Source organism: Undibacterium cyanobacteriorum, from assembly GCF_031326225.1.
In the GTDB taxonomy this organism is placed as follows: domain Bacteria; phylum Pseudomonadota; class Gammaproteobacteria; order Burkholderiales; family Burkholderiaceae_D; genus Undibacterium; species Undibacterium cyanobacteriorum.
Window position 1 is genome coordinate 2,776,625 of the sequence record NZ_CP133720.1, and the last position, 19,027, is coordinate 2,795,651.

The 19,027-nt window shown below is 48.0% G+C and carries 20 protein-coding genes; 5 read left to right on the forward strand and 15 right to left on the reverse strand.

Going from position 1 to position 19,027, the window contains the following annotated elements; genetic code table 11:
- Positions 1–101: 101 nt before the first annotated feature.
- The 4 genes from RF679_RS11740 to RF679_RS11755 form a co-directional block, all read right to left on the reverse strand.
- On the reverse strand, positions 102–497 hold the full coding sequence (locus RF679_RS11740; protein ID WP_309480819.1) for a hypothetical protein: 396 nt from the start codon (positions 495–497) through the stop codon (positions 102–104).
- 610 nt (positions 498–1,107) lie between these two features.
- On the reverse strand, positions 1,108–1,650 hold the full coding sequence (locus RF679_RS11745) for an NMCC_0638 family (lipo)protein (protein ID WP_309480820.1): 543 nt from the start codon (positions 1,648–1,650) through the stop codon (positions 1,108–1,110).
- Positions 1,651–1,857: 207 nt separating this feature from the next.
- Positions 1,858–2,148 carry a transposase gene (locus RF679_RS11750; protein ID WP_373921676.1) on the reverse strand — a complete coding sequence of 97 codons (291 nt, stop codon included), beginning with the start codon at positions 2,146–2,148 and terminating at the stop codon, positions 1,858–1,860.
- Between the two features lie 60 nt (positions 2,149–2,208).
- Complete coding sequence (locus tag RF679_RS11755; protein WP_309480821.1) at positions 2,209–3,375, reverse strand: transposase; 1,167 nt, start codon at positions 3,373–3,375, stop codon at positions 2,209–2,211.
- A 172-nt stretch (positions 3,376–3,547) separates the two neighbouring features.
- Here RF679_RS11755 and RF679_RS11760 point away from each other — a divergent pair, with 172 nt between their 5' ends.
- The gene (locus RF679_RS11760) at positions 3,548–3,832 is read left to right on the forward strand and encodes a hypothetical protein (RefSeq protein WP_309480822.1); all 285 of its coding nucleotides are present in this window, start codon (positions 3,548–3,550) and stop codon (positions 3,830–3,832) included.
- Positions 3,833–4,092: 260 nt separating this feature from the next.
- Here the strand turns inward: RF679_RS11760 and RF679_RS11765 are convergent, their stop codons facing one another.
- The 6 genes from RF679_RS11765 to RF679_RS11790 form a co-directional block, all read right to left on the reverse strand.
- Entirely contained in the window at positions 4,093–4,377 is a 285-nt protein-coding gene (locus RF679_RS11765) for a hypothetical protein (RefSeq protein WP_309480823.1), read from the reverse strand.
- 205 nt (positions 4,378–4,582) lie between these two features.
- Complete coding sequence (locus tag RF679_RS11770; RefSeq protein WP_309480824.1) at positions 4,583–4,909, reverse strand: DUF2185 domain-containing protein; 327 nt, start codon at positions 4,907–4,909, stop codon at positions 4,583–4,585.
- 106 nt (positions 4,910–5,015) lie between these two features.
- Positions 5,016–5,402, reverse strand: coding sequence for a hypothetical protein (locus tag RF679_RS11775; protein ID WP_309480825.1), 387 nt, complete (start codon positions 5,400–5,402; stop codon positions 5,016–5,018).
- Positions 5,403–5,459: 57 nt separating this feature from the next.
- The gene (locus tag RF679_RS11780; RefSeq protein ID WP_309480826.1) at positions 5,460–6,128 is read right to left on the reverse strand and encodes a hypothetical protein; all 669 of its coding nucleotides are present in this window, start codon (positions 6,126–6,128) and stop codon (positions 5,460–5,462) included.
- Between the two features lie 115 nt (positions 6,129–6,243).
- Complete coding sequence (locus tag RF679_RS11785; RefSeq protein WP_309480827.1) at positions 6,244–6,579, reverse strand: hypothetical protein; 336 nt, start codon at positions 6,577–6,579, stop codon at positions 6,244–6,246.
- A gap of 128 nt (positions 6,580–6,707) precedes the next feature.
- Positions 6,708–6,992, reverse strand: coding sequence for a hypothetical protein (locus RF679_RS11790; protein WP_309480823.1), 285 nt, complete (start codon positions 6,990–6,992; stop codon positions 6,708–6,710).
- A gap of 283 nt (positions 6,993–7,275) precedes the next feature.
- Between RF679_RS11790 and RF679_RS11795 the strand changes: the two genes are divergently transcribed.
- Positions 7,276–8,250, forward strand: coding sequence for an integron integrase (locus RF679_RS11795; RefSeq protein ID WP_445013786.1), 975 nt, complete (start codon positions 7,276–7,278; stop codon positions 8,248–8,250).
- 157 nt (positions 8,251–8,407) lie between these two features.
- On the opposite strand, the gene RF679_RS11800 is transcribed toward RF679_RS11795, so the two are convergent.
- Entirely contained in the window at positions 8,408–8,983 is a 576-nt protein-coding gene (locus RF679_RS11800; protein ID WP_309480828.1) for an ORF6N domain-containing protein, read from the reverse strand.
- 572 nt (positions 8,984–9,555) lie between these two features.
- Here RF679_RS11800 and groES point away from each other — a divergent pair.
- From groES to RF679_RS11815, 3 genes are all read left to right on the forward strand, one after another.
- Positions 9,556–9,846: a co-chaperone GroES gene (groES, locus tag RF679_RS11805; protein WP_309480829.1), complete on the forward strand. Its 291-nt coding sequence runs from the start codon at positions 9,556–9,558 to the stop codon at positions 9,844–9,846.
- A 213-nt stretch (positions 9,847–10,059) separates the two neighbouring features.
- Entirely contained in the window at positions 10,060–11,706 is a 1,647-nt protein-coding gene (groL, locus tag RF679_RS11810) for a chaperonin GroEL (RefSeq protein WP_309480830.1), read from the forward strand.
- A 621-nt stretch (positions 11,707–12,327) separates the two neighbouring features.
- Complete coding sequence (locus RF679_RS11815) at positions 12,328–14,322, forward strand: OPT family oligopeptide transporter (protein WP_309480831.1); 1,995 nt, start codon at positions 12,328–12,330, stop codon at positions 14,320–14,322.
- Positions 14,323–14,401: 79 nt separating this feature from the next.
- On the opposite strand, the gene RF679_RS11820 is transcribed toward RF679_RS11815, so the two are convergent.
- From RF679_RS11820 to RF679_RS11835, 4 genes are all read right to left on the reverse strand, one after another.
- On the reverse strand, positions 14,402–15,046 hold the full coding sequence (locus RF679_RS11820; RefSeq protein ID WP_309480832.1) for a tRNA-uridine aminocarboxypropyltransferase: 645 nt from the start codon (positions 15,044–15,046) through the stop codon (positions 14,402–14,404).
- Between the two features lie 36 nt (positions 15,047–15,082).
- Complete coding sequence (locus tag RF679_RS11825; protein ID WP_309480833.1) at positions 15,083–16,000, reverse strand: TIGR01777 family oxidoreductase; 918 nt, start codon at positions 15,998–16,000, stop codon at positions 15,083–15,085.
- Between the two features lie 15 nt (positions 16,001–16,015).
- Positions 16,016–18,118, reverse strand: coding sequence for a hypothetical protein (locus RF679_RS11830; RefSeq protein WP_309480834.1), 2,103 nt, complete (start codon positions 18,116–18,118; stop codon positions 16,016–16,018).
- A gap of 118 nt (positions 18,119–18,236) precedes the next feature.
- Complete coding sequence (locus tag RF679_RS11835) at positions 18,237–18,884, reverse strand: LysE family translocator (protein WP_309480835.1); 648 nt, start codon at positions 18,882–18,884, stop codon at positions 18,237–18,239.
- Positions 18,885–19,027 lie beyond the last annotated feature (143 nt).

Consider the following 19,027-nt stretch of genomic DNA (forward strand, 5'->3'; position numbering starts at 1 on the left):
AAAAAGAGGTACATAGTCATACGCTTAAAGTGTAAGTGGAGAGGCCCCGCATTGAGACGCGGTCTAATTGCATTGAGTAATTAAGCGGCTGGGGACCACACTCACTTCCATAACTCCCACCACTTTTTGGTCGGCGCGAGCTCGGAAGGTGCCGCGCCAAGATCTAGCCATCCGACCTTATCACCGATTAACTCCCAAAGAGGAAGAAGTACATCTGGTGAGTCAGTCCCAACCTTAATAAGGCCTAGCAAGGAATCCGTGGCAAAGGTCACTGAAGCACCATTAACGAGATACTTCATTTTGACGAAGTCTTCGTACGGTTCGAACGGCGGAACATGATCCGGTATCGTCTTATATCCAAATTCGTTTGCCATTTCCAAAAATCGACAGACAACCTCACGCCATTCATGGTTGTCAGCATTGAAGTCTCGCTCGTAGCAAATCAGTAGATCCTCATATTGGGGCGCATGCGTCTCGGATTTATAGAGAGAGAACATCAAGCCACCAAAAGATTAGCTAAACGGTCGCGCGCCAGCATAGTTCGGTGACGGCCACAGGTCAGAAAGAACCTGAGTGTGTTGTGTAGCCCAGAACGATGAACTACCCGAATCAACGGTAACATCGTTGATTCCGTATTGAGCGTTAAATTAAGAAGCGTCTCCATCATCTCCGCCTTCGTCAAAACCATCAGTCGAACTTGCCCCTGAGAAGCAATGCCGATCGCCCCAATCACCGGGCTCTTCATTTAACGCTTCGCGTAATTTTCGATCACGTGCAGCATCCCAAATAAAGCATGCACCAAAGACTAATAAGGTACAAGCCCAAAAGTACCATTCCAGACCTAGAAGTCGATACCCTATTGTGCCTATCGTGGCACCGTAACCTCAGAAGATTATCCCGATAATGTCTTTGATCTCCACAGAGGCTTAACGCCCTGGTTAACCGGCGCCGGAGCACGAAGTGCGGAGGGCACCGACATAGGCCATGAAAATGCCGAAGGCATGGACTATGTTGGCGTCCGTGTTGAACCCCCAGTTAGGCTGGGGAGCGTAGTGGAAGGTTGGGGCGACAAGAGGTATGGAGCGAGGACTGCGCATAGCTTGCCTGTTAACGAATAATGGCTGCGCTTACCAATCCCTGTATATCAGCAGTTGGTGAGTCTGCTGTCGAAAGCGTGAAGAGCATCTTCCTCTCCGAACCTTTGAGAGACCACTCGTATGAAAGAGTGCTTGCCATACCGTTCAGTTTTGTTTGATAGCTCGTTTGTTCAACCTGGCGTGCAATGAATGGAGGCGGGGCAGTTGCAACCAATTTTTGGAAACGTGAGATTGCTTCTGGTCCGCTTACTCTTCGCGCGTAGACAGCGCAGAAGTTTTTGTCCGTATGTATGCTGAGAACAAAGGTGCCATGTTTATCTGGCACCGGCCAGGCCTTGCCCTGCCTTCCAGCTAAGAAATGCTGCGCCTTTTCGGGTGGGAGGCTCGGTACGGACTGGAGTTGGCTTTCTAATGCCTCAAGCTTGGACAAATGCTTAAAACAGGTAGTCGCAAAAATGTTTGCGTAAGAGTCTGCTTGCTTAGAGGAGTCCTGAGCGCTGACCTGAAATGACAAGCAGATTGTCGCAATGAAGAAGGAAATGCGAGTGATCATTTGTGGCCCACTAGTTGATCAGGCGGTGCATTGAGGCTAACCTAACGAAGCTGTATAAAAACCCAAAAACTAAGCAACACATGTGCTGGCGTCTCTGAATTCTTCACAAGATTAGTAAAATTTAATTTCATAAGCAGCAATGTGCCATAAATCGTCTGTCTGAGGCAAGCATAGGGGCGATTTGTGCTTTCTTCTCGACCTCTTCGCTCACATCGCATATCGGTGATGCGCTAATTTCTCGATGTTATGCACGAGGCAGTACAGGTGCCATTGGGTATTCACTTTCTTTTGTCCGCGTAACGTAAAACGATCGAGCTTTTTGTTGTAGCGAAGATTGCCGAATACGGGTTCGACGGTTGCTAGTCGTCTGCTGTATTGTTGGCGTCCTTCTGCGCTATCAATGCGTTGTTTCATCGCTTCCGTGTAGCGCATCGGAGATGTTTGTTTTTTGTGGAAGATCGCAACTTGTCGCACTTCGGTTTTTTCAGGCGTACGCAAGCATTGTTGGCGAAGTTCACATGGCAGGCAATCGCGCTTTGCACCGGTGAATTTATGGTGCTATCGACCATTCACGGTGCAATGACTTCCGTTACTATAAAGACGTTTTCCTGCAGGGCAAATGGCGCAATTCTCTTCAACGAGATGCGTAAAATCGCTTGGCCTATAAAGGCCTTTTCGTTCTTGGTTTGAACTCGCTTTATTCCACAATGGGTCTGGGAGTTCTTTATATTTGGCTTGCTCTTTGAAACGTTCATCTCGTCGACGCATCAGACCATCGGCAATCAACGCAGGAATGCCTTGCTCAAACAGTGCTTTCACATTCGCTTCGCTATGGTAACCCGCGTCAGCAGTAATCACTGTTTCGCGTCGCCGAATTTGCGAGGTTTGTTCAATCATTGGCAACAAGATGCTCTGTTCACTTCCTGAACTATGCGCCTGCGCGGCGACGATAATCTGGTCTTGGCTATCGACCGCGGCAACTGCGGTGTAGCCTTGAATGACGCCTTTTGATGTTGCCATCTTTGCGCTTTCATTGTCGGTCACATTACTTTTCCGCAGGCTCCCTTTTTCGCTTTTCCGTTCTGAATGCGTCGCCAAAAATGTGCGAATGCGTGACGCTTCATGTTGCAGTTTGCGAATCTGTTTTTGCTCCCGCTCGTTGATCTCTAAAGGCTCTTTGTCGTTACCTTGGTGCGACGCCATGATCCGCCTAATCGCCTTCTCCATGCGTTCTGCCTCATGCGCGAGCTCAGCATGTGTGCCGCTGCGCTGTTTGGACGCATTGCTAGGGAGCTTCACGCCATCAATCGCAAACATCTGTCCACCAATTAAACCCTGACGCTGACAAATCATCAGTACTTGGGTGAATAGTTGCGCAATTTCTGTTTCCAATTCGCGAATGAATTTGGCAATCGTCGTGAACTGTGGCGCGCTGTCACCCGAGATCGCCATGAACAGAACATTCTCACGACAGGCACGTTCAATCGCCCGGCTTGAATTCATCCCTCGACTGTACGCAAGCAGGATGATCTTTAACATCACAGTAGGATCATAAGCAGGTGCGCCTGTTTGATCGTTGCAATAGCGAGCAACGATGGCAGCACAGTCAATTTCTTGATCGATCAGGTAATCCAAAGCAAACTCAAAACTACCTGGTATCAACTGCGCTTGTAAATCAATCGGAATAAATCGCGGTTGTCGATCAATAACTTTAAAGCGAGCCATACGTTCTCCTTGTGGGTTGAGGATTGAACGTATACCTCGTTGAGGTCGTTTACATTGTTTGGGATTTTTTATGACTGAAGGACTAAAAATACAGCCTCAACGCCCAAGGTAAGCGGCGCCGGAGCCCGACAGGGCGGAGGGTACCAATACTGGCCATGAAAATGGCGAAGCCATGGCCAGTATTGGCGTCGGCTTGACCGCACAGTTAGGCGCTGAATTTTGGGCCTTGGTGGTGCGCTTCATTGTTGATTTTGCGCTGGTGGATGGAGTTAACAACTTATACATGTTTGCCCTTGAAGTTCTACCAGCCGATGAACTGATCACTTGGCTCCTCACCGTACCTGATCTCGGGAAGAGCGTCTCCGGTCTTGGTGTTGGCGTACTGAGATTCGGCCGGATTTTGAACTTCGGACCACAGGAAGCGGTCGTTTGGCTTGCGAGCGCTTTTGGCCTTTGAAAGTTTGTCACCCCAGAACTTTGCGTCTTCCGCCGATTTCGCCACAACCCAGAAGCATGCAACCCATTCCCGGTCTTCATCCTCTGGCATAGCGGATTGATCACGAAACCAACTCACGTAGAGCCACTTCTGTGTTTCCATGGCAAGTGCCTAACGTTTGAATTCAGCGGACGCCGAAGGCGTCCGCTGCAATGACAGGTTCGACATCGGCAACGCCACCAATGCTAGAGAACGGCTTCGCGCCTCTGCAAAATATCTCGTCATTGAGAGCCTTGTACGGCCCGGAGCACGTACTCACCGTTAAAGGTGAAAGGCGCAATGCGCTTCGCGTCTGTGTTGTCGTAATGAATGTCCACAACCATGTGCAAACCGCTGAAATTAATTTTTCCAAAGTGGCGGTAGCCGCCGCCAGACGCCGGGAAGATTTCGGCCGCATCCACTTGACCAGTAATCCTCGGCACGCGAATGGTGGCCTTCAGTGGCGATGAGCCTCGGAAGATAAATGAGACGGGATCGTGAGCCATGCTCTCCCGTACGCCTGTCATGGTGATCTCATAGGAGCCGTTGACGAGCGCATACGTGGCAGTGGGGTCGTTCCGATTTGTTGCGCAGCCGAGAAGCAATGCGAGAGCGCCAACTGCCGCGAAAGAGTGAACTCTGTATTTCACGATGTCGAACGTTTGGTTAAGGGGCCGGCTTTAGCCGGTCCCAGTGAGCGAAGCGAACGATTTGAACCAATTGTTATGCGATTCACTCGCTTATTTCAGCCAGTACACCAGCACTATTTCTTTCGAAAGCACTGCCGACAGGCGCATTTAGGAAGGGAATAATTTCCGGGTCGTAATTTGCAATGGTATTTACATCGTAAATTGCATGGTTATTTGGATCGTCCATGTATTCTTGCGACTCATAGCCAGACATGAAGCACCAACCGCTATCCTGTGGGTTGTTTGGTTCTTCACGATACATATAGCCAACAGATTTACCTTCAACAGTGATCATGTCGGTGGCTATACAGCCTCCGTGGCCATTTGCCAGAGGTTTAATTTGCCCGGCGTTAAGCTTGAAATTTTTCAAGACGGCTTCCTTTTCGCATAACGTTTGACGTGAGGGGCGCCGGAGCGCAGCGGAGGGAACCCAGCTTGCTGGGCGTCCCTCTCGACGGAATTGTTAGGGCAAAAGCTCATCGTGTTCTGGGCTTGTAAACGAATTGACCTGTGCGTTTAACTAAGACTCTTCCGGCTCGTAAGTCGCCGCTTACCCAGTAGTACTCAGCTACAGAGTCTGAGAAAGGATCTGTTAAGAGAATGCCTTCGAACCCAGAAGGATCGACCCCGAGTTCTCCAAAATCTACCTTAATTTCTCGACTAGCATACTTGTCATTCTTGAACGGTGTGATTTCAATTCGGAGCGCCTCAATCTCATTAAATTCAACCTCTACGACTTCATATTTAAGCGGATCACTATATTCAAGGATGTCGTGCATCTTGAATTTTAGCTCTCCACCTATCAAGGTCATGTCAAAGAGAGTTGCTTCAGGCCAACCAAGATCAATGAGCTGCTCATGCATGGGTAGCCCTAACGCTAAATTGACCGGCGCGTTTGCGCGTCGGTGTCGAATGTTGAGTTATGCATTTTTTTGGACATAGAATAAATTCCCAATGCGTTCATTGTTAATTTCTGGAGAATGTTTTAATACACCTTGCAACTGCTTTTCATTCCAAACATTATGCTCATAGATTGCGCGAATAGCGCCATCTGCGTCACCCAAAATCCATTGAAGATGTTCATAAGAAACCTTCAAACTAATCCCACCGAACAATCCTCTTTTAATTTTGCTCTCAGTTTGAATATCACAACCTTCTTCGATCTCTATCTCATATCCAGATGAAAGAGATAAGGCATCCATCACTAGTTTAACGACTTCCTTAAATTCAATCGTCCATTCAACTTTCGAGTACCAGACAATTAATTCTGTGTACGTTCCACGTGCTAGCTTTGCATTAAACAGAAGTCGAAATCCAAATTTCCCTGCTGTTTCACCTTCCAATGCATAATATTTTTCATGACCAATTTTCTCAAGTTTACTTTTGAAAGTAGAAAATTTGACCGTGGTCCCTTTCTTAATTCCATATGGCCCGTGAATATCAAACTCGTCCGGCATTTCATGAAATAAAGTCTCAAATACTTTAAGAATGGAATTGACTAAAGCATCCCTATCAATACCATCTTGGTCACCAAAAAGTGAATACAGCTTTATTGCTCGGTACTTCTTCTTATTTTTATTGAAGAGCACTAGCTTTCCTCGGGATTGAATGCATAACGCAAAATTGAGCGGCACGCGCTTGCGCGTCCGGCGGAACGAAGTGGAGCGAACTCGAATGCCATGTTATGCATGATATTTAATGAACTTAATAATCGAATGTATCGAAAACTTCAACACCATTTTCGGTAAATCGCCATTCTATGCTAGGTAGGCAGCCATTATCTAATGTAATTACAGACTTTGGCTTTAGAAATGATGACAGCATATTTATTGATTCTGGGATTGAATAAGGTGAAAAGTCTTCGTGAAAGTCTAACGCTTTCCATGCTCCATCTGTATTTAAAACTGGCTTAATTCCATCTAATGCAAGCTTGCCAATCAGCAGCCTAATTTCTTCAGTTGATGCAAGCTCTCGATCGATAATCAATCCGTGTGGTTCCATCATCAAAAAAAACCAAGCTCCACCTTCCTCTGGCTTCATTTTTTACCTCGCATATGCATAACGTTTGAATTCAGCGGACGCCGAAGGCGTCCGCTGCAATGACAGGTTCGACATCGGCAACGCCACCAATGCTAGAGAACGGCTTCGCGCCTCTGCAAAATATCTCGTCATTGAGAGCCTTGTACGGCCCGGAGCACGTACTCACCGTTAAAGGTGAAAGGCGCAATGCGCTTCGCGTCTGTGTTGTCGTAATGAATGTCCACAACCATGTGCAAACCGCTGAAATTAATTTTTCCAAAGTGGCGGTAGCCGCCGCCAGACGCCGGGAAGATTTCGGCCGCATCCACTTGACCAGTAATCCTCGGCACGCGAATGGTGGCCTTCAGTGGCGATGAGCCTCGGAAGATAAATGAGACGGGATCGTGAGCCATGCTCTCCCGTACGCCTGTCATGGTGATCTCATAGGAGCCGTTGACGAGCGCATACGTGGCAGTGGGGTCGTTCCGATTTGTTGCGCAGCCGAGAAGCAATGCGAGAGCGCCAACTGCCGCGAAAGAGTGAACTCTGTATTTCACGATGTCGAACTAGATATAGAGGGTGAGATGACGGGTGAAAAAGCAACTTGTCGCATAATACTTTTCATAGAAACCCTCCAAAGCCTTTTGCATATTAGCTTTCCAGAGATATACTGAACATTTATACAGTATTAAAATTTCTACAGAAAGCGTCATTCCGATGGAACTGCATTCTACCAAGCTTCTTGATCGTGTCAAGGAGGCAATTCGCTATAAACATTACAGTTTGCGTACTGAGAAAGTTTATGTATTTTGGTGCCGCTATTTCATTCGGTTTCATCAATTACGTCACCCCAAAGACATGGGTGCGCCTGAAGTTGAAGCTTTCTTGAGTTTTTTAGCCAACGAAAAACAAGTATCTCCCTCTACTCATCGTCAGGCACTCTCTGCCATTTTGTTCATGTACAAAGTCGTACTTCGTATTGACCTGCCTTGGCTAAAAGAGATTGGCCAACCAACAACAACGCGCCGCTTACCAGTCGTGCTGTCGGTTGATGAAATTTGTGCCATCTTTTCTCGATTATCTGGAGAGCACCTCTTACTGGCTCAACTTTTGTATGGCACCGGCATGCGCATTAATGAGGCGCTACAACTGCGGGTAAAAGATATCGACTTCCTTCATAACACCATCGTTGTGAGGGCCGGGAAAGGCAACAAAGATCGCGCTTTGAGGTTGCCACTTAGTTTAGTGGATCATTTGAAGGCACAGCTAATCAACTCCAAGACTTTGTGGGCGAAAGATCGTGCAAACCGTGTGGCCGGTGTTGAAATGCCCTACGCGCTGTCAAAGAAGTACCCTTCAGCAGGTCAGACTTGGGCGTGGCATTGGGTGTTTCCACAGGCGAACGTCTCTGTTGATCCGCGCAGCAAGGTCGTTCGTCGGCATCATCTTTATGACCGAACATTTCAACGCGCTTTCAAGTTAGCAAAGGAGGCAGCGCAGATCCACAAACCCGCTTCACCACATACCTTACGACATTCATTTGCAACACACTTACTTCAATCAGGCTACGACATCGGTACGGTCCAAGAACTTCTAGGGCATGCAGATGTCAGCACGACGATGATCTATACCCATGTTCTGAAGGTCGGCGGCGCTGGAGTGAGAAGCCCACTTGATCGCATCACGATCTAGATTTTTGCATGGCCCCATTCAGCACGATTTCTGCACTAGATTTTTGGCATAAAAAGTTGACACAAGAACCGCCGAGAACGCATCCTCAGGTGCACTGTGATACGACCATCCCAAAACGACAACATCGATTCTAAGTGCCACCGTCGATAGACGTTAGTTACTTTGTTGACTGCTCATTATTCACAAACCCTATCGACCGCTTCTTGACTTGCTCTGGCTGCACACTCAACTCGCGCAAGGTTTCGATGAGTTGGCGTAGCTGTATCCGCGTATTGTGCGCGAAGGTTTCGTGCTGTAGCTCAAGGAGATCCGTCTTACTCTCGAGTTCGTTTAAACGGTGTAAGAACTCACTGTTTGAAACGAGTATTTCACGCATCTTGATAAACGCGCGAACGACATAAATACCCATTTCGATCGCTTGCGGTGACGCAAGCACGTTGGCGGCCTGTATCGCGCCGTGTTCAGTAAAAGCAAATGGAAGTGTTTTAGAAAATTTGAGCTTGGCGAGGTGGTCGCAGTTTGCGACCACCTCATCTTTTTCCACCGCATTCAAGACAAACATAAAATCACTGGGAAATCGGCTCGCATTCCGCTTCACTTGCTCATTCAGTCGTTTAGTTTGCACACCATATAAAGCAGCCAAATCCGAATCGATCATCACCCGTTGACCGCGCAATATCAAAATTCGCTTTTCGATCTCAATTGGTGTTGGAGAGGCATTGGTTGAACTCATTGAGTGTCCTTATTGTGTTGGTCAGAAAAGGATGATGGTTTTCTCGCCTGATAATTCGTCGACGCGCCCTCACTTACCAAGAGTAATAATTTAACATGCTTTTTAATTAATTTAAGCAGTCAAATTTAGGCCAAACCTTTACTAGCAATTGCATAGCGATCTCTGCATGAAGTGAGCCGATAGCCATGTTTGCTGTCATTCACGCGAAAGCGGGAATCCAAGTTCAATAGGATCAGTACATGTGAACAACATGGATTCCCGCTTTCGCGGGAATGATGTTGGAAGTTGCTTGGTGCATGAACCAGTCATCAAACGGCACGAGATTCATCGCTAAGTCCCTGATTTCTAAAATAAAACGGCGATTTTCAATATTCTTCCTTGAAAAAGCCTACCCTCGACCATATAATTAGCACTCAGCAAGAGAGAGTGCTAACAAATACTAAAATTTCTCGTTAGCAATCGACTCAAGCAAGATCTTTTGCGAAAAAAGTGTTTCGTGTCTTTGGGATGTGGATCGCTTTTTTGGCGTTTTACTTTGGTACTTTTACTTTTGTAATTTTTTAGGAGTTAGTATGAATCTTCGTCCCCTGCACGATCGCATTATCGTCAAACGTTTGGATCAAGAAACAAAAACAGCATCCGGTATCGTTTTGCCTGACGCAGCAGCAGAGAAACCAGATCAAGGTGAAGTACTGGCTGTAGGTAACGGCAAAGTTTTGGACAACGGTACAGTGCGTGCATTGGAAGTCAAAGTTGGCGATCGCGTGTTGTTCGGTAAGTACTCTGGCCAGTCCGTTAAAGTGGATGGTAATGAAGTACTCGTGATGCGTGAAGAAGATATTTTCGCAATCGTCCAAAAATAAGGTACGACTAAGCTACTGCGCAGCCGAATCTTGAGCCTGCGATGCTCATCGTACCTCTTGTACGATTGCGCTTCTCGACTCAAGCTTCAACTGCTCGCTACGCTTATTCATACCTTCTTTACACAGTTTTATTTATCAAATTTGCGCTTCTTTTTTGCGCGGATTTAGAAGAAAACAAATTCAGAATTTCATCCTTATTTGGAGAATTTAATTATGGCAGCTAAACAAGTTGTATTTGGCGATGACGCACGTGCGAAAGTGGTGAACGGCGTTAACGTTTTGGCGAACGCAGTGAAAGTGACTTTGGGCCCTAAAGGTCGTAACGTTGTGTTGGAACGTTCTTACGGCGCGCCTACCGTGACGAAAGACGGTGTGTCTGTTGCGAAAGAAATCGAGTTGAAAGACAAACTCGAAAACATGGGCGCTCAGTTGGTGAAAGAAGTAGCTTCCCGCACTTCTGACAACGCTGGTGACGGTACAACAACAGCGACGGTGTTGGCACAAGCAATCGTTCGCGAAGGCTTCAAATATGTTGCAGCGGGTTTCAACCCAACTGACTTGAAACGCGGTATCGACAAAGCTGTTGCTGCTCTGGTGGCTGAGATCAAAACTTTGTCTCGTCCAACTGCAACGAACAAAGAGATCGCTCAAGTGGGTTCTATCTCTGCAAACTCTGACCAAGACATCGGCGACATCATCGCTAAAGCCATGGACAAAGTGGGCAAAGAAGGCGTGATCACTGTTGAAGATGGTAAGTCCTTGGAAAACGAATTGGATATCGTTGAAGGTATGCAATTTGACCGTGGTTACTTGTCCCCATACTTCATCAACAATCCAGAAAAACAAGCTGTGATTTTGGACAACCCATTCATCTTGTTGTTCGACAAGAAGATCTCCAACATCCGTGATTTGCTCCCAGTATTGGAACAAGTAGCGAAGTCTGGTCGTCCATTGTTGATCATCGCTGAAGACGTTGATGGCGAAGCATTGGCAACTTTGGTTGTCAACAACATCCGCGGCATCTTGAAAACAGCAGCTGTGAAAGCACCTGGTTTCGGTGATCGTCGTAAAGCGATGTTGGAAGATATCGCGATTTTGACAGGCGGTAACGTGATCGCTGAAGAAGTTGGTTTGACTTTGGAAAAAGCGACATTGCAAGACTTGGGTCAAGCAAAACGCGTAGAAATCGGCAAAGAAAACACCACAGTGATCGACGGCGCTGGTCAAGCGATCAACATCGAAGCACGCGTCAAGCAAATCCGTGCACAAATCGCTGAAGCGACTTCTGACTACGATCGTGAAAAACTGCAAGAACGCGTCGCTAAATTGGCTGGCGGTGTTGCAGTGATCAAGGTTGGTGCCGCAACTGAAGTTGAAATGAAAGAGAAAAAAGCACGTGTTGAAGATGCATTGCACGCAACTCGCGCAGCAGTTGAAGAAGGTATCGTTCCTGGTGGTGGTGTTGCATTGCTCCGCGCTCGTGCAGCAGCTGGCACAATCAAAGGCGACAATGCTGACCAAGACGCTGGTATCAAACTCGTGTTGAAAGCGATCGAAGCGCCATTGCGTGAAATCGTTGCAAACGCTGGTGGCGAAGCAAGTGTCGTCATCAATGCAGTGGTTGGTGGTTCTGGTAACTACGGTTTCAATGCAGCGAACGACACTTACGGTGACATGATCGAAATGGGTATTTTGGATCCAGCGAAAGTGACACGCTCTGCTTTGCAAAACGCAGCATCTGTTGCTGGCTTGATTTTGACAACGGATGCATTGGTTGCTGAATTGCCAGAAGACAAACCAGCTGCTGGCATGGGTGGCCATGACATGGGCGGTATGGGTGGCATGGGCGGTATGATGTAAGACCGCGCTGATCATCTGATCAAACGCAAGTAAGAATGAAGGCCCCGCAATGTCAATTGCGGGGCTTTTCTATTTGATGGAACTCATCAAAGTACTTTCGCGTTTTTTACTTCTATCGGGCTCGGTCCAGCTCTCTTCCCTCACATCCGACAACAAATCACAATAAAAAATGCGGATTAATTTCAAGCGACACGGCTTCCCTTCTTTTCTTGATTCACAAACTGAGATCCGTTTTATTTGTGAGATATACCTCAACACATAGCGACTTCAGACTACGCTCTCGTCTCAACTGCATGAAAAAAGACAAACCAAAAATATCTATAGTTTCTAAGATAATTTCCAGCTACCATTTACAAATCATTGAGCAAACAATGAGCGAACATTGAGCAAACCGAGAAGACCAGAATCCAACACGAAGAATCAATTTCATTTACATGTAAAATTTTTTCTTGACACTCAATTCTGGCAGCAAGGATACTGGGTGCACAAAAACGGGATGTGCTGCAGTGAAGATGTGCACTTTTATTGCGCTTGAAAATGGAAGGCGCGCAAGCAAAGTCCAAGAATGACCTGCGCTCATACTTGAGAAAAAATCTCAAAAGATTCACGAGAGGGGTGGTTGTGGCGATTCAGCAATTGACAGACGAACAGGTCAAGACTTGGACACGGCAACAGAAAGACCAATGGTGGTTTGAAAATATCTACCGTGGCGACATGGCGCAATTGACGATGCGTTCTGGCCTAACTGGTTTTTTTCTTGGCGGCATTCTCTCCTCCACTGCGATGTACATCGGTGCCAAAACGGGCATCTCGATCGGCGTCAATCTTATTTCTGTGATTCTCGCCTTTGCAATTTTCCGAAGCTTAGAAAACGCCGGCATCTGCAAACATTTCACTATCCTCGAAAATAATTGTTCGCAATCCATCGCTACGTCTGCGGGTTACATGACCATGCCCTTGGTGGCTGCCCTGCCCGCTTACATGATGATCAGTGACACCATTCCAGCGTGGTGGCAAATGGTGATCTGGATTCAGATTATTGCCATCCTGGGTGTCCTACTCGCCTTCCCTTTCAAACGCCGCTTCATCAACGACGAACAACTTCCTTTCCCCGAAGGGAATGCATGCGGTGTGGTACTCGACAACCTCTATTCCGGTGGTGCAGCGAGCGGAGCCAACAAAGCCAAATTATTGACCCGTGTTGCGGCTCTTGCCGCGGTGCTACAACTGTTGATGAGCGATGGCTGGATGAAGCTGATTCAGTTCAAAATTTTGATGATGGATAAATGGGCTGGACTTGCCGAGCCGTGGTTTCTCAAAGAGAGACTCGACACTTATTACTATCTCGGTGCGGTTAAATTAGATCTCTGGATTCCTAAAATTTTAGGCATCGATTTCAGAACTTTAGGTTTACGTCTCACACTCGATTTGGCACTGACTGGTGTCGGTGCCATGATGGGGCTCCGTATTGCCACCAGCTGTTTGATCGGCGCCCTGTTTAACTTTGCGGTGCTTGGTCCATTGATGATACAGGCCGGTGAGATTGCACCACGGGTTGGTTTGGATGGCAAAGTGGTGCCGCTGTCGCGGATCGAAATTTTGAATCAATGGTCTCTGTGGTGGGCCATCGTGATGATGGTGGTGGCATCCATCATTAGTGTCTTCGCCAAGCCCGAAGTGTTTCAACGTATTTTCAATCTCTTCCAAGCCAAGAAAGAAACGACCGCACCAGCGCATCAAGATGTCTTGCGCCATATCGAAGTTCCTTTATGGATTTCCTTCATCGGTGTGCCTATCTTTAGCTTGTTGGGCGTATGGACCACGCATCATTTTTTCCAAGTACCTTTGCTGCTCGCGTTTCTCTCTTTGGCTTTGGTGTATTTGTTGACGATCATCTGCATCAATTCAATCGCTTTGACTTCATGGGTACCCACCAGTGGTTTAGCCAAGATCACGCAATTTTCAATCGGCAGCCTCGATCGCAGTAACCCAGCGAGCAACTTGATTCCAGCTGGGATGTCGGCCGAAGTCGCTTCCAGTGCAGCCGTCCTCTTGTCCGATATCAAACCAGGGTATATGTTGGGAGCTCGTCCACGACACCAAGCCATTGGACATCTAATTGGCATCTTCGCGGGTACCTTAGCTTGCGTACCGATCTTCTTTTTGCTGTTTCTGCCAGCCGACGCTGAGGGCATCCGTCACACAGCACGCATCGTCAGTGATCAATTTGCCTTTCCTGCAGCGATGCAATGGAAAGGTGTCGCTGAGTTGATTGCACATGGATTTAGCAATCTTTCTCATAGCGCGATAGTTTCGATTGTTGTGGCCACCGTGATTGCGATTGCCTTCGAACTCGCCTCGATTTTCACCAAAGGACGTTTTCCTTTGTCGGCCATCTCGATTGGACTCGGTGTGGTCTTGCCTCCCGAATCAGTCCTCGCCATGTGGATAGGTGCATTTTTCTTTTGGTTGATGGAACGCCGCCATCGGCATGCGCCGAAAGATAGCGCCGGATATCAGACCTGGGTCGAAGGCGCACAATCGATTGCCGCAGGATTACTCGCTGGTTCCGCTTTAATTGGCATTGGTAACGCGTTCATTAATGTTTTGATGTAGTTTCAATGTAGGCTTAATGTGGTTTTGCGGTGGACTACGAAGCCCACCATTCAAGAGGAGAAACCGCGAATATCAAAGCTTAAGAACGATGCAAACGATGTACGCCGGCGGCAATTTGCATATGATTGAAACGCGCAAACGCATTCAACAGTTGCGTGGTGCCAGTGAAACTCTCATCTATACGCTGCAACGCATAGGCACAGGCTTCTAAGCTCGACAATTGATCTGCCTTATGTGCCTGACGAATTAGATACTGTGAGGCGGGAACCTCTTGCAGCGATATGCGTGGCAATTGCAATAAGCTTGGATTCGCTGCCAACATCGCTCGACTTTGACGCCAACTGGCGTCAATCACTACTAAGCGAAGCGCGCTGGCTGGCTGATCTTGGTATACGCTTGTAGATGGCGCAATTTCAAAATTCGCTTTCTTCAAAATTTCATGATCTTCTGTTTCTGGATACAGCAGAACGCTTTGCTTTGCACCGCCATTCAACCAACTTCGAAGTGTCACTTCATCGAAAGCGATTCCTACTTCAATTTGACTTTGCGGTAGACACAAATGCAGTAAGCGTCCGCTACTCTTAATGTGACACGCTTCTTGTGGATGCTGCAGGATCAGCACCTCGGTAAGAGGTAATGCGACTTCAACACAGGCACAAATACAAGCCGATGCAGCGCGCAGACATCGCGCACACATTGCGCGCTTTTGTGGAACATCCATCATGATGAAATCAACGATAAGGTGCGGGTGATAGCGAGTCTATTCAGCGTGAATAATTTGCGTTAAGGCTGAATTGAGATCTTGAAATTGGAAGCGAAATCGAAGCGCGAGCAATTTGCTCGGCACAATGTGGGCGCCCTCTAACAGCAAAACCGCACGTTCTCCCAGCAGCGAATTTAGAACGAAGGCTGGCGTAGAAAATATCGCTGGGCGACGCAATACTTGCGCCAAACATTGGGTAAAAGTCGCATTACTGACAGGCTGCGGTGCAACCAAATTATATGGGCCGCTACAAGCTTCATCATCCAATAATCGGAGTACCGCTTGAAGGTAATCGACATGGTGAATCCAACTCATCCATTGACGACCATGCCCGAGCTTCCCTCCGAGTCCAAGGCGAAACGGTAGTAACATCTTTTTCAAAACACCACCACGCGGATCGAGCACTAAGCCGGTCCGCAACAACACCACGCGAACGTCTTGACCTTGCTGTTGTGCTTGGTCGGCGTAACGCATTGCTTCGGCTTCCCAGTCGCGGCAAAGCTGAGCAGAAAAATCATTGCCAGATGGAGTCGCCTCGCTTAACTCAACTGCATTGCTATTACCGTAGTAGCCAATTGCCGATCCACTGATGAATACTTTAGGTCCGCGTGCTTTGCGCAATAATTGTTCGACCAAATTGCGGGTCAAACTGACACGACTCGCAAGTAATTCCTTTTTTCGGGTTTCTGTCCACGCTGCATCGACAATCGGAGCGCCGGCAAGGTTAATCACGGCATCAAAATCGTATTCAGCAATTTGATCAATATGGGCAATTGCTTTCACTTGAGGACCACAGATTTGCGGGACTTGATGTGGCCGTCGACTCAGCACGGTCACGGCGTCACCACGTGCAATCAATGCCTCGCAGAGGCGTTGACCAATCAAGCCAGTACCACCGGTAATCAAGACATGCATAGCAGCGCTCCCTTTTTAGAACTGTGGAAGATCGTCCAATATCCGTAGTCTATCGCCAAAAATCCAAACGTGTTTGACCTCGATCACATCATACTTCGCTGCCAGTGCCGGTGGGAACGCGGCATAAGGGCCATTGGTAAGAGCGATATTCCGAGCACGCTCATCATGTGCTCGATTGCCACTGCTCTTGAGTATGCTTACTTCTTCAACACTACCATCGTTCTTAATGATGACCATCAATTCGAGATTGAATTCTGTGTTACCAATCGAACGCTTTTCATAGATCAAGTTACCGTTACGTTCCCATTTCAGACGAACACTATCGATGTACATTCTGAGCGGGACTTCTTTATCATAAGCGCCAAGGAAGCTACGACGACGTGCTCGCTGGCTCTCATCGACTCCTCGTGTGCTTGGCAAGCGCGATTTTAGGACATCACCTTGACGCACTTGATCACGCAGTCGGCTAGCTAAGTCCGTTGGGGCTGCGTTCGCGAGATTAGCAGCTTGTCCGTTCTTAATTTGAGCATTGCCTGCGCCATTCCCAGTGCCATTAGGGTTGGCGTTGCCGTTTGGATTGCGTGATCCGGCCGACTCCCCACCATTCAGATTATTTCCAGTGCCACTTTGCGCCAATAGACGCTCGGCGTTGGCCTTCGCAGCGGCATCTGCAGCCGCCTTATCCGCTGCCAATTTCGCAGCCAAACGCTGTTCAGCGGCTTTTTGTTCAGCGGCTCTTTGCTCGGCTAATTTTTGCTCAGCGGCGCGTTGTTCTGCCGCCTTTTGCTCGGCCAAGCGTTGTTCTGCTGCTTTTTGCTCAGCAAGCTTCTGTTCGGCGAGTTTTTGTTCCGCGAGTTTTTGTTCGAGTATTTTTTGCTCTGCTAGCTTTTGCTCAGCGATGCGCTTCTCAAGCAACTGCTGTTCAAGCTGTTTTTGTTCCTGTGCTTTTTTCTCCGCCAAGGCTAAGGCCTGCTGCTTCGCCACGCGCTCCTGCTCTTCTCGTTCACGTTGTTTAGCTAAGGCCGCTTGACGTTGTTGCTCTTGCTCCAAAGCCAATTGCTTTTGTCGCTGTTGTTCGGCCTGACGTCGTTGCTCTTCTTGTTTCAAGGTTTCTTGAGCCAATAACTCTTTCCGTTTGGCTTCCTGCAGAGCTTCTTCGAGTGCTTGTTCCTGCTCGCGTTTGGCTAAAGCTTGTGCTGCTTTCTGTTTGGCGATTTGGCGCTGCTCATTACTATCACGCACCGTTTCAAGTGGTGTAATGTCGACCGCTTTTTGTGATTTTTCATCGAGCATTTTCGCTAGGCGTTGCTGTTGTTCCTCAGCCGCCTTGGCGAGCAATTGTTGAGAGCGCAGTTCCTCCTGCCGCTTTTGTTCGGCGAGACGCTGCTGCTCTTGCTCTTTTTTCTGCTGCTCTTCTTGTAGTCGTTTTGCCGCGAGCTCGGCCTTACGCTTCTCTTCTTGCAGTTGTGCCTCTGCGTCTTTATCGATGACCGCGTCCGCCGGAATCGGTTCTGCTTGGCGCTTTTGTTCTTTCTTGTCGCTACGCTGACGCTCTAATTCCTCTTCGCTGGTCAGTGGCACTAAAAAGTCTTCGTTTTTTGTTTGATCTTGCGTGATGATGCGAACCGGGGCTTCCGGTGGTGGCAATACCGTTTTTTGAACTGGCGGTGCGCTCTGGGATGCTTGCTTTTTTGCACTAGACTTGGTCTTGCTTGCCAGCCTTTTGTTCGGTTCTTGCGCAGTTACGACGCTTGGTCGCGGCAGCACGACGATGCCACCGTCGGCCTTAGCAATTGGCACAGGCAAGATTGGTTCGGGCAGCTTAAATAATTCGGTCATCGTGACCGATGGCGCGGCTGGAGCCGCTTGCTTATTCGGTGCGGGTAAATCAAGTTGTACTTGAATACCCTCGACCGGCTTACGGCGTTCTTTCCAAGGAAGCTCTAGACTGGGCAACTCCAAGCCCGGAATGCCGATTTGCAAAGATAATATCAGTGCATGAATCACTAAAGAAACGAGTAAGCCGCTCCATAAACGACGCTCCGCCCGTTCGCGCGGCTCAGCCGGCTCAAATTCGTCCGGTGGTGTCAGCTGATGAGAGACAGAATCAAAATGCATGCAGGCGCTCGTTGTGCAACTTCGTCATTGGCATTATCACTTGGTCTGCATTATCCCAGATTTTTATGCACAAACGGCAAGCATTCAGGGAATGTCGTTTCTTGATCGCGTTGTTGCTTCACAGGACGACACTCGCCTCACGCTTAACAAAAAACAAACTAGACCCCACCATCACTAAAACAGAACCAAACACGCGATTTTGCATTTTCTGCGCCTTGGGATGGCGCATCCAACGCTGTAATGAGGAAGCTAAGATGGCGTAACCATGCATGACCGAGGTATCCACGAAAACCATGGTGACGGCCAGAATGCTCAACTGCGGCAACACAGGCGCTTGGCTGTTGATGAAATTAGGTAGCACTGCAACCATGAACACGATTCCTTTAGGATTGCTGGCATTGGTTAAGAAGCCGGTCAAAATGCGGCTGGCGGGACTGGGGCAACTGTTTTTCGTTTCGATCTGCATGCTAGGTTCATGGTTAGTCTTTGCGAAAAATTGTTGTAGCCCGAGGTAGATCAGGTAGGTCGCCCCCAAAATCTTTACTATCGAAAACGCAGTTTCTGAGGCAAGCAACAAAGAACCAACGCCAGCACCAGCAATGACCAAGACCAAAAGAAGACCGAGTTGCAACCCAAAAATCGTCACACTGGCGCGCTTAACACCGTATGCTAATCCATGAGACATCGAGAGAATCGCCCCTGACCCCGGCGAAATAGCGATTAAGCAAGCAGCGCAGAAAAAAGAAAACCAAGTGGCGAAATTCATAATTGAAAGAGAAGAGACAAAGAGACGAAGAGACAGAGAGGCAAAGAGAGTCATCTGAGACCGACATGCGATCCGAAAGTTCGCATTATCGCATAGGACTCTATGTACTCATCGCCAATCGGAAATTATGCGTCCGCTGCGGC

What these genes read in the sequence shown, in the direction of transcription:
- RF679_RS11790 (WP_309480823.1), bottom strand. Translation starts at nt 6,992, where the DNA reads ATGACAGGCGTACGGGAGAGCATGGCTCACGATCCCGTCTCATTTATC.
- RF679_RS11765 (WP_309480823.1), bottom strand. Translation starts at nt 4,377, where the DNA reads ATGACAGGCGTACGGGAGAGCATGGCTCACGATCCCGTCTCATTTATC.
- RF679_RS11830 (WP_309480834.1), bottom strand. Translation starts at nt 18,118, where the DNA reads ATGCATTTTGATTCTGTCTCTCATCAGCTGACACCACCGGACGAATTT.
- groES (WP_309480829.1), top strand. Translation starts at nt 9,556, where the DNA reads ATGAATCTTCGTCCCCTGCACGATCGCATTATCGTCAAACGTTTGGAT.
- RF679_RS11755 (WP_309480821.1), bottom strand. Translation starts at nt 3,375, where the DNA reads ATGGCTCGCTTTAAAGTTATTGATCGACAACCGCGATTTATTCCGATT.
- RF679_RS11820 (WP_309480832.1), bottom strand. Translation starts at nt 15,046, where the DNA reads ATGATGGATGTTCCACAAAAGCGCGCAATGTGTGCGCGATGTCTGCGC.
- RF679_RS11740 (WP_309480819.1), bottom strand. Translation starts at nt 497, where the DNA reads ATGTTCTCTCTCTATAAATCCGAGACGCATGCGCCCCAATATGAGGAT.
- RF679_RS11835 (WP_309480835.1), bottom strand. Translation starts at nt 18,884, where the DNA reads ATGAATTTCGCCACTTGGTTTTCTTTTTTCTGCGCTGCTTGCTTAATC.
- RF679_RS11760 (WP_309480822.1), top strand. Translation starts at nt 3,548, where the DNA reads ATGGCCAGTATTGGCGTCGGCTTGACCGCACAGTTAGGCGCTGAATTT.
- RF679_RS11785 (WP_309480827.1), bottom strand. Translation starts at nt 6,579, where the DNA reads ATGAAGCCAGAGGAAGGTGGAGCTTGGTTTTTTTTGATGATGGAACCA.
- RF679_RS11745 (WP_309480820.1), bottom strand. Translation starts at nt 1,650, where the DNA reads ATGATCACTCGCATTTCCTTCTTCATTGCGACAATCTGCTTGTCATTT.
- RF679_RS11775 (WP_309480825.1), bottom strand. Translation starts at nt 5,402, where the DNA reads ATGCATGAGCAGCTCATTGATCTTGGTTGGCCTGAAGCAACTCTCTTT.
- RF679_RS11825 (WP_309480833.1), bottom strand. Translation starts at nt 16,000, where the DNA reads ATGCATGTCTTGATTACCGGTGGTACTGGCTTGATTGGTCAACGCCTC.
- RF679_RS11800 (WP_309480828.1), bottom strand. Translation starts at nt 8,983, where the DNA reads ATGAGTTCAACCAATGCCTCTCCAACACCAATTGAGATCGAAAAGCGA.
- RF679_RS11795 (WP_445013786.1), top strand. Translation starts at nt 7,276, where the DNA reads ATGGAACTGCATTCTACCAAGCTTCTTGATCGTGTCAAGGAGGCAATT.
- groL (WP_309480830.1), top strand. Translation starts at nt 10,060, where the DNA reads ATGGCAGCTAAACAAGTTGTATTTGGCGATGACGCACGTGCGAAAGTG.